Below are 9818 nucleotides of genomic sequence, written 5' to 3' on the forward strand. Positions count from 1 at the left end.
AAGCGGTAGCAGCGAGTAGAGTAGGAATCATCAGAACGCCGAACCAGCCTACGTATAGGCGGTTCTCAGTGCTGGTGATCCACTCACAAAACTGATCCCACAGGTTAGCGCTTTGGCGCTGCTGTAGAGTAGTTGTCATGATAAATTATTGCGTTGTTAAGGTACGGTATGTATGGCTTGCAAAGAGTTATGAATAATTCTCTGTTCGCTTGTATACAAATGTAACGCATTTTCCTCATTAACGCAACACCGCTTAATATTTTCTTTGGTTTTTGCCGTTTGCCTGGAGTAAGCCCACCAGTCCAATTCCTATGAATGCGGCTGGAGTTTTCATAATTAGCAGGGGCTTTAGGTCAATGTCCCTTAATTATGAGAAAGCTGTAGCCTTAGAATTCAAAATAGATGTAAGGTACGGTTTCGATGGGCGCTAGCAGCCAAGCCAGGTAGAAACCAACTGGGATAAACATGAGCTTGAGGGGCCAGCTAACTTGGAGCTTGAGTCGGTGTTTAAATCCGTGGAGCAAGGCCATAATGCCGGTTAGACCCAGGAGCATTAGCGTTATTCCGCCCCGGCTAATGCCCATGGACTCTAGGTAAACTTTTTGGGCAAACTGGACGTCAGCCGCCTGACTAAAGAAGTGGCTAGTGACGAGTCCCATATCCTGTATAGCAGGTAGACGGAAGGGCACCCAGCTGAGAAATACGAATAGCTGGGTGACGGCCCAAGCGCTGATGACTCCAGGCCAGCTGCTCCAAAAGGCCTTAAGTCCTGAGCGGGTATCGGTCACGGCCTGGTTTAACCGATGAATCACCAGAGCCAGACCGTGGAGCAAACCCCAGATTAAAAATCCCCACTGGTCGCCGTGCCAAATTCCGGCCACTAACATAACGATCAGCAGATTTAGACAGGTTCTACTTAGCCCCTTGCGGGAGCCTCCCAGGGGAAAGTAAAGATAGTTGCGGAGCCAGTCGCCTAGGGTAATGTGCCAGCGTCGCCAAAAGTCGGCAATGCTGGTGGTGAAATAGGGAAAGTCAAAGTTTTTGGGGAGCTGAATACCCAGTAGCAGGGCGCTGCCTCGGGCAATGTCTACATAGCCGCTAAAGTCGAGATAGAGCTGTAGGCCGTAGGCAAAAATGGCTAGCCACAGGTCTCCACTGCCAGCTCTTTCCAGGTTATCAAAGCTGAGGTTAACTAATAGGCCAATGCGATCGGCTAGGAGCAGTTTTTTAGCGGCACCGGAGGCAATGAGCCATCCGGCTTCTACACCTTGTTCTAAGTTGGGCAGCCGAGGCCGTTTGAGCTGACTGATATAGCCTTGAAACCGGGTAATGGGACCCGCGATCAGCTTTGGGAAAAATAATTTATAGGCGGCAAACTCAATAAAGTGGTGGGCGGCGGGGGCACCTCGATAGATGTCTACTAAATAGGCAATGGCTTCAAAGCAGAAGAAGCTTAACCCCAGGGGCATCAGTAACTGCAAGCTAGGGCTAAGGGTGGCTGCTAAGGGGGTGACATACTTAAACCCCAGCAGCAGCAGTACGTTTAAACTGATGCCAACCCACAGCAGCACGAACCGTTTTCGATCCCAGTCTTGCTGAGCAAAGTGCCATTCTTCATTGGGAATGCGCCAGTCGAGAGGCGCACTTAGACGACGCCCGATTAGATAGTTGGCTAAGACCAAGGCGAGCAACAGTGGCACATACTGTAGCTGTAGAGACGCGTAAAAGACCAAACTAGCCAGCAGCAGCAACCACAGCTTGAGACCACGGCTAGGAAGGAGCCAATAGAGCAAACTGGTGGCGAGGAGAAATAACCCGTAGAAAATAGAGGGGAGCGTCATTGAGGAGAAATTGCCTTTTTTAGTACGGCCTTAATCTTCATCAGTGGAGGATTTGAGCTTGGACCAAGGAATCATGGGGTCTTGAGCCAAACGGCTAGACAGTTGATAGGCCCCAAATCGATTGAGGTGACTGGGATCTGAAAAATAGTCGTAGCGATCGGGCCATAGCTGTCCGAGATCGCGATATAGCAATCCTGGTTCTTCGGCGGCCAGCTGCAGCATATAGCGCTGGAATCGGCTTTCTACTTCTTGACGGTCAGGGTCAAGATATTCGTCGGTTAGGGGGGTGTTGATAAAGGCGACGGTGATGTCCTGGGACTGGGTATAGGCCAACATGCGTCTGAGGGCATCGGCCTGGGGGCCTTCCATTTGGAATGATTTATAGTCGCCGTCATAGGCCCCAGCTACTCTGGGATGATCCAGGTAGTAGGTGGCAGGATTAAACTGAATGGCCAAAGGTAGAAAGCCATCGGCGTCGATCAAGTCGGTTTCGGTGGGATTGACGGCCGCTGACTGTGCATTGCTCAAGGCCTTGGCCTCAGATACGTTTTGAAGGCGAATGCGTTCACCATGGGCGGCCGATATATTACCCAGGGTTTCACTCAGTTGCTGGTCAATACGGGTGGCATAGTAGCTCAGCTGCTGTGCGGGATTGAGGCTAGGTCCTGTGCCCTGAGATTCAGGGAATAGCTCGCCAGCGATGAGCTGCTGGTAGCCTTCTGAGGTTGCGATCGCATTAAACGTCACATCCACCCGAGAACTGTTAAACGCCCGTGCTCCATCGGCCCACAACACCAACTTGGGTTGGGGATAGTTGGCCAACAGCTGTCGTACCACCAGGTCAGCGATCTGGGCTGTGGCCCCATTCACCCCAAAGTTAAATATACTGACATCCTTATACCCCAGGGGAACCAGCGCTCGTTTTAGCGCCGTGGGGTCCACGCCGCGCAGGGCCCGTGAGCTGCCAAACACCAGTACATCCGGTGCCCCCTGGGCGGCCACATGCCAGTCATAGAGCGCTAGTTTCTCATTGAGCTGCTGGCTGATAAATGACGGATAGGGGGAGGCGGCTAACACCTCAGCCATCGATACCGTCGTCTGGGGTGGACTGCCGAGTAAATCAGTATCGTTGATGGCCGAACTGGCAAAGCCCGGCAGCTCATCGTCCAGTGTGAGGGTGGCATCGCCATCGTTGGGTCCCCAGTTCAGCTGGGCCAGTTCCTCTTCAAAGGTAGAGGGTTGGGACGATTTGGGGGGCGGTGCCGACTGTTTCACCGTTGCCTGAATCGCGAGGGATTGAACTTTAAATAACTGCCCTACAATCCAGTCTGCTTGAAATACTAGTAACAGTCCCAAAGCCGCCCAGGCTAAGGCAATCCCCCGCCTGTCCGACCCGCTCAGCGGTTCTTCAGGGTTGGTGGCAGCAGCCGTAAACAACTGGGTTTTGATCAACAGCTGCCGTGTCTGAGCCACAGCCCGACGGGACCAGGATTGTTCCCAGGTATCCTCAACGGCCTCGTCCGGCTGAATTAAATCGCCCAGGTAGGCATCAGAGGCTACGAATTCGGGCGCGGCTTCTGGCACCAGCCGTTTTTTGGGCTGTCGATCATAGCCGTAGTTCCAATCGGGACGCTTTTGCCCAGCGCGACGACCATAAATACGCACCCCAACCAGACCTTTGATCGGGTGCTGACGAAGGTACTGCTTGATCTGGGGGACGACCTGACGGCGCGATGGACACACCGGAGCATCGGTCATAATATGTAGCCGCCGTTCTCGCCGCAGTAGCTGCACTCGAATCCCCCCGGTGGCTAGCTGCTCATCTAGATCGGGGTTAAGGAGCTTGGTTAAACAATAGGCAATGGCCGGCAGGTCGCCCTGGCGAGCCAGTTGAGACGTCGGCGTGAGCAGATCGCTGTGCTCACTGGCGGGTAGATCTAAACACTTGAGCCAGACTGGATTGACCCCGTCTAGCGTGGGACCGTAAACCATAGCCCGACTGAGTCCCTGGGGAGCCAGCTGCTCTAGAACGGGAGCGATCGCATCAATAATTTGGGCTTCAGACCCATGGGGCTGGTCAGATTCATGGGCAGATTCATGGGCAGACCTATGATCAGATTCCTCGGACGACCCGCCAGCTACCGTGTCCTCCCCAGCCAAAGCCACCGTTTGTCCCGTTGCCAGTGGCTCACAAACCAAGTGCAGGGTGGAATCCTTGACCTCAGGCAGCACCTTCACATCCAGCGGCTCTAGTACCTGATTTAGCAGTCGGCCAATCGACTCCGTATCTCCCCAGCGACTCCACTCCTTTAAAATTTCTTCGTCCGGGGTGAGATCCACCCGCAGCCGCCAATCAGGCGTGGTTTCCCCTAATACCTGAACCGAAATAACCGCGTCTTGAAACTGGGTTAGCTTCAGGTCCCGCAGCCGTTGAGCCGTGGGTTCAGCGATCATGGTTGGGTCAGGGCTATAGGCCGCTCGACACAGGATCCAGAGGCGGTTAATTAACTCTCGGCTTGGGTCAACGGTGGCGGCGGCCACAGCCGCCGCCGTAATCACCCCCTGGGCACGTTTAGCCTTGCCAGGGATGGCATTGACCACCACATCCACACCCACATCCAGGGAACTGAGGGTTTGGCTCAAGTAACGTGCGATCGCATCGGGATCTCCCTTGCGGGCTAAACTGACATTGGAGAGCACAATGGCCGATGTAGCCTCATCTAAATACCCGATTCCCGAGGTCAGATGGGCCGTTGAACGCTTCATCTCATCGAGGTCAGCACTGGTTTCCACCAGCTGCTCTAGATGACGCTCCAGGCGATTTAGATAAATAGGTGTAGACCAGTCAGGCTTTTGCTCCTCGGCGCGGCCACTATAAAAGTAGAGCTGATAAATGTGGGGAAAGTCCTTGGTTAGAGACGCCTTTTGGTCTGGGTCCAGTAGCGATCGCACCAGCCGTACCAGCACATATTCTCGATCTAGCCCCGTCTCAGAGCGGGCATAGACGTGCAGGATATTGCCCCTGAGCTTTACATCTAAATCGCAGTCGGCACAGTTGACCACATCCTCAAGCCAGGGCAGCAAAGCCTTAGGATCCGATGGTGTCTGAGCAGATTTTACGTGACTGAACATAAACCTTCAGATCCCATAACAGTGCGACAACCAAAATGCTTCGACCGCAAGAATGTAGTCTTCCAGGTCAGTTTCGTCAAGGTACTATTCAAATCGACGGTACCTGCTAGGTTGGGAATAGGCATTGGCTACAGACTTACCTAATACTAAAAGTAAAAGCAAAAAGAGTTACTGCCGCACAACGTGCCATTGTTGGCCATGGTATTCCCTAAAGTTGCTATACGTTTACTACGAGCACCTGACTTATGCAACCTTTTCGTGAAAAATCTACCCAGAAAGCAGCCCATGAGCTGCCGTTTATGCTGGTTGACAATCCGCAAATTTGGCTAGCCGTTGCTACCCTACCCTGCTTAGGCATATTGATTACAGGGCGGACCCTAACCTATTGGCTCACACAGTTTGGTCTAGCTAGTGAAGAGATATTTCGAGGTATCCAACTACCCGTACTTGATCCTGATCCCAAACGACCGCTATAAAAATGCTGTAAAGATTCTTATAAACATTTTCGCGGCTGGTCCGATCAGAACATATCTTGAAGCGACCGAAAGCCTCTACAATTTTCTCGGAGATGCCGACTAGAGGCAAGCTTCGTCTTTCAGTCGTTATTTTTGACGTTGAATGAGTCCAACTGTTTCCTCCCAAGCTGATATGGTCCTAGCGAAATCCGAGAGCCTCTCTGTCCCGGAGGCATCTGAAGCGTTTCTAAGGCACCGCTTAACTATAGTAGAACGCATCTGGGAATCAGTTTTGGAGGCTGAATGCGGCACCGAGCTGGTGAGTTTGCTAAATAATATTCGTCGTCTGTGTGCGCCCGACGGCCAGGCCGATACAGCCCTGGATAATGCCAATGCCCTACAGCTAATTGAGCAGCTGAGTTTAGAAGATGCTATTCGCATGGCGCGGGCCTTTGCCCTTTACTTTCAGCTGATCAACATCGTTGAACAACATTACGAACAGCAAGATCAGCGCAAACACTACCAAGAAATGGCCGCTGGGCTAGGTAACAGCAGCCAAAGGACTCAGCCATCATCCAACAGCGAGGCGTTTCTCAATAATGTAGTCAGTACAGATATTGGAAATGTCGCCCAAAAACAGCGAGGGACCGGCACATTTCACTGGCTCTTTCCTCTTCTAAACCAGCTAAATGTTCCTCCTAAACATATCCAAACCCTGATCGATCATTTGGATGTGCGGTTAGTCTTCACAGCTCACCCTACCGAAATCGTTCGTCACACCATCCGTGACAAGCAGCGGCGTATTTCCAGTATTTTTCGTCGCATGGATCTAGCCGAAGAACAGGCTCGATTGCGGGAACAGGCCTCATCTTGGGAGGTTACCCAGCTCCAGGAGCAGCTCACTGAGGAGATCCGGCTATGGTGGCGCACTGATGAGCTGCACCAATTTAAACCCTCGGTTTTAGATGAGGTGGACTTTACCCTGCATTACTTCGATGTGGTGTTGTTTGAAGCCATCCCGGAGCTGTATCAGCGCTTTAACCGTGCCCTGAGTAGAACGTTTCCTGGACTCACCCCACCTCGCCATCGCTTTTGTCGCTTTGGGTCTTGGGTCGGTAGCGATCGCGACGGCAACCCATCCGTCACACCGCAAGTCACCTGGAAAACGGCTTCATACCAGCGCAACCTGGTATTAGAGAAGTACATGACCTCGGTGCGTAACCTCTCAGATTTACTCAGCCCGTCGCTGCATTGGAGTGAAGTCCTGCCCGATTTGTTGGAATCCTTAGAGCAGGATCGGTTACAAATGCCTGATATCTATGAGGCACTTGCTATCCGCTATCGTCAAGAGCCCTACCGGCTCAAACTGGCCTATATCGAAAAGCGTCTAGTCAACACCCACCAGCGTAGCCAAAAACTCTACAACGGCGACTACCTACAAGAAGAGGACAACGCTGCACCACCGGGAACGCTATACATGACCGGTCAGGACTTTTTAGATGAGCTAAGTCTCGTCCACAGAAGTTTGAAAGAAACCGGTCTGGTGTGTCGAGAGCTGGACATGCTGCTCAGTCAGGTGGAAATTTATGGGTTTAGTTTGGCCCAGCTGGATATTCGCCAAGAGAGTACCCGTCACTCGGACACCATTCATGAAATTACCGAGTACCTACAGCTGCCCAAACTCTACAACGATCTCTCCGAGACCGAAAAAGTAGAGTGGCTGACAACTGAACTCAGCACCCGACGACCGCTGATCCCAACGGAGCTGCCCATTTCAGAAAAGGCGAGAGAAACCGTCGCCACGTTTCACATGGTGCGCAAGCTCCATCAGGAATTTGGTCAGGATATCTGCCGCAGCTATGTGATTAGCATGAGCAACTATGCCAGCGACATTTTAGAAGTGTTGTTGCTGGCCAAGGAAGCCGGACTCTATGACCCCGCCACTGGCATCGGCAGTTTGCACATTGTGCCGCTATTTGAGACGGTCGAAGACCTGCGGCGTTCCACAGCCGTGATGGAAGAGCTGTTTGAACTTCCCTTGTATCTCTCCATGTTGAAGGGAGGCTACGGAGCCGATGATCCGACAGCCCTGCAAGAAGTGATGCTGGGTTATTCCGATAGCAATAAGGATTCTGGCTTTCTCAGTAGCAACTGGGAAATTCACAAGGCTCAGCAGTCCTTGCAAAAAATAACCAATAAATATGACATCGCCCTCAGAATTTTCCACGGTCGTGGCGGCTCAGTGGGTCGTGGCGGCGGCCCCGCCTACGAGGCCATTTTGGCCCAGCCAGGACGTAGTATCGACGGACGGATCAAAATCACCGAGCAAGGAGAAGTTCTAGCCTCCAAATATAACCTCAAGGATTTGGCCCTATATAATCTGGAAACGGTAACTACCGCTGTGGTTCAGGCCAGTCTTCTCAGCAATAGCTTTGATGAGATTACTCCCTGGCATGAAATCATGGAAACGCTGGCGGTGCGTTCTAGGCAGCACTATCGGTCCTTGATCTATGAAGATCCCGAACTGGTAGAATTCTTCCACCATGTCACCCCAATTCAAGAGATCAGCCAGCTGCAGATCAGTTCTCGCCCCTCTCGTCGGGGAGGCAAAAAAGATTTACCCAGTCTGCGGGCCATCCCATGGGTGTTTAGTTGGACCCAGGCTCGATTTTTGTTGCCCTCGTGGTACGGCGTTGGGACTGCTCTACAGGAGTTTATCAACGAAGAACCCGAAGCAAACCTGAACCTTTTACGGTCGTTCTACACCAAGTGGCCTTTTTTCAAAATGGCCATCTCAAAAGTTGAAATGACCCTGGCCAAGGTTGATTTACAAATTGCTCAGCACTATGTCGATGAACTGGGTTTAGAAGAGCGACGAGATAGTTTCCAGGCCGTATTTGATCAGATTGCCCAGGAGTTTCATCTCACCAGTCAGATGATCCTCCAAGTTACGGACAATCAGGCATTGTTGGACGGCGATCCGAGTCTGCAGCGTTCGGTCCAGTTGCGTAACGGCACGATTGTTCCCCTGGGATTTTTACAAGTCTCACTGCTGAAGCGACTGCGTCAGCATCGGGATACCGCTGCTTTGGCCACTGGAGTGATTCAGTCGCGCTACAGTCGCGGGGAGCTGCTGCGGGGAGCCCTACTCACGATCAACGGGATTGCCGCTGGCATGCGGAATACAGGTTAAGTTTGACATTTTGCCAACAACGGGTTAACTTTGTGGCGCTTTCATAGTCGTACAGTTCTGCTGAAAGCAGAGCAGGCTTTACTTGAGCCGGGCGCAGTCTTCTAAAAGCAGTCTCAAGGAAACAGTCTCAAAGAGTTTTTAAGGCATTATTTAGGGAGTGAGGAACGATGGTCAGTCTGCTTAAAACTATGCTGGGGCGTTTAGGCTTGGCTGCGGTCACGGCTGCTGCCTTGGTAGCGGCGCTGGATGTGCAACCGGCCCGAGCCCAAGCGGCCTATGGTAGCTATGTCGGCGCGGGTGGCAGCCTAGGGTTAACCGACGATGACAACGGCGACGGAGATGGCCTAGGGTTGGTCATCTCCGGACGCTATAAGCTATTTGCCGTGCCAGTCTCCCTCAGGGGGCAGGCATTTTTGTTCAATGGCGATCTGGCTCTGGTGCCAACAGTCTCCTATGATATCCCGCTCACGTTTCAGACAGATGTTTATGTCGGCGCGGGGATATCTCTACCGACTGGAAATGATGCCTCACCCGTGGGCGATCAAACTGCGTTTGTGATTCAACCGGGAATCGATTTTGCGGTTCCCCGTAGTAATTTAGTGGTCTTTGGCAATGCTATTTTTGCCTTTGATGCCTTTGAAGATGGTGGCGGTACGGCAACGGCGGTTCAGGCGGGTGTGGGTTGGAACCTGGGTCGCTAGGTTAGGGACGATTTTCCGAAAATTCGTTAGAGGTGTTCCATGGAACACCTCTAACGAATTTTTTTATAGAACGTATGTATTGAAACGCAAGTCTCAAGCTAGGATGGGCAGTGGCGACCCATGAAATTATCTTGCCATGAACAACGAAACGCCTCTGGGTTCAGTGATTCAAGGCTCCCTGAGTCAGGGCCTGGAAGTCCGACTCCATGCTGATGTCAGTGTGGAAGATATGCGGGTAGGCAAGTTTCTGGTGGTGCAGGGAATGCGATCGCGATTTTTCTGCATGCTCACCGATGTCTCCCTAGGTACGGCCAGTCAGCGTATCCTGGCTAATCCGCCCCACCCCACCGAACTGTTTTTACAGGAGGTTCTCGCAGGCGGCGGTACCTACGGCACCATTGATTTGGCCCCCATGCTGATGTTTACCCCAGAGTTTTCAGGGGAGAAAGGGGGAAAGGGGAAAGGAGAAGGGGGAGAGCTGGCTTCGTACCAGGTC

At 52.3% G+C, this 9818-nt stretch carries 6 protein-coding genes and 1 pseudogene; 4 read left to right on the forward strand and 3 right to left on the reverse strand.

Annotated elements, in window-relative coordinates:
• From IQ260_RS21305 to IQ260_RS21315, 3 genes and pseudogenes are all read right to left on the reverse strand, one after another.
• A pseudogene (locus IQ260_RS21305) lies at positions 1-139 on the reverse strand (photosystem II q(b) protein); the annotation flags it as partial.
• Between the two features lie 247 nt (positions 140-386).
• Positions 387-1841 (reverse strand): MBOAT family O-acyltransferase, encoded by a 1455-nt coding sequence (locus IQ260_RS21310; RefSeq protein ID WP_193995106.1) that lies wholly within the window; start codon positions 1839-1841, stop codon positions 387-389.
• Positions 1842-1871: 30 nt separating this feature from the next.
• A complete protein-coding gene (locus IQ260_RS21315) occupies positions 1872-4973 on the reverse strand; it encodes a DUF1574 domain-containing protein (protein ID WP_193995107.1) in 3102 nt (1033 codons plus the stop codon).
• A gap of 245 nt (positions 4974-5218) precedes the next feature.
• Here IQ260_RS21315 and IQ260_RS21320 point away from each other — a divergent pair, with 245 nt between their 5' ends.
• From IQ260_RS21320 to IQ260_RS21335, 4 genes are all read left to right on the forward strand, one after another.
• Positions 5219-5449, forward strand: a complete 231-nt coding sequence (locus IQ260_RS21320; RefSeq protein ID WP_193995108.1) for a hypothetical protein — start codon at positions 5219-5221, stop codon at positions 5447-5449.
• Positions 5450-5591: 142 nt separating this feature from the next.
• The gene (gene ppc, locus IQ260_RS21325) at positions 5592-8621 is read left to right on the forward strand and encodes a phosphoenolpyruvate carboxylase (RefSeq protein WP_193995109.1); all 3030 of its coding nucleotides are present in this window, start codon (positions 5592-5594) and stop codon (positions 8619-8621) included.
• A gap of 167 nt (positions 8622-8788) precedes the next feature.
• Positions 8789-9322, forward strand: coding sequence for a hypothetical protein (locus tag IQ260_RS21330; protein WP_193995110.1), 534 nt, complete (start codon positions 8789-8791; stop codon positions 9320-9322).
• 136 nt (positions 9323-9458) lie between these two features.
• Positions 9459-9818: HAS-barrel domain-containing protein (locus IQ260_RS21335; protein ID WP_322745015.1), on the forward strand; the 360-nt coding region annotated here is incomplete at its 3' end.

Origin of the sequence: Leptolyngbya cf. ectocarpi LEGE 11479 (assembly GCF_015207065.1) — a bacterium.
Taxonomy (GTDB): domain Bacteria; phylum Cyanobacteriota; class Cyanobacteriia; order Phormidesmidales; family Phormidesmidaceae; genus Leptothoe; species Leptothoe ectocarpi.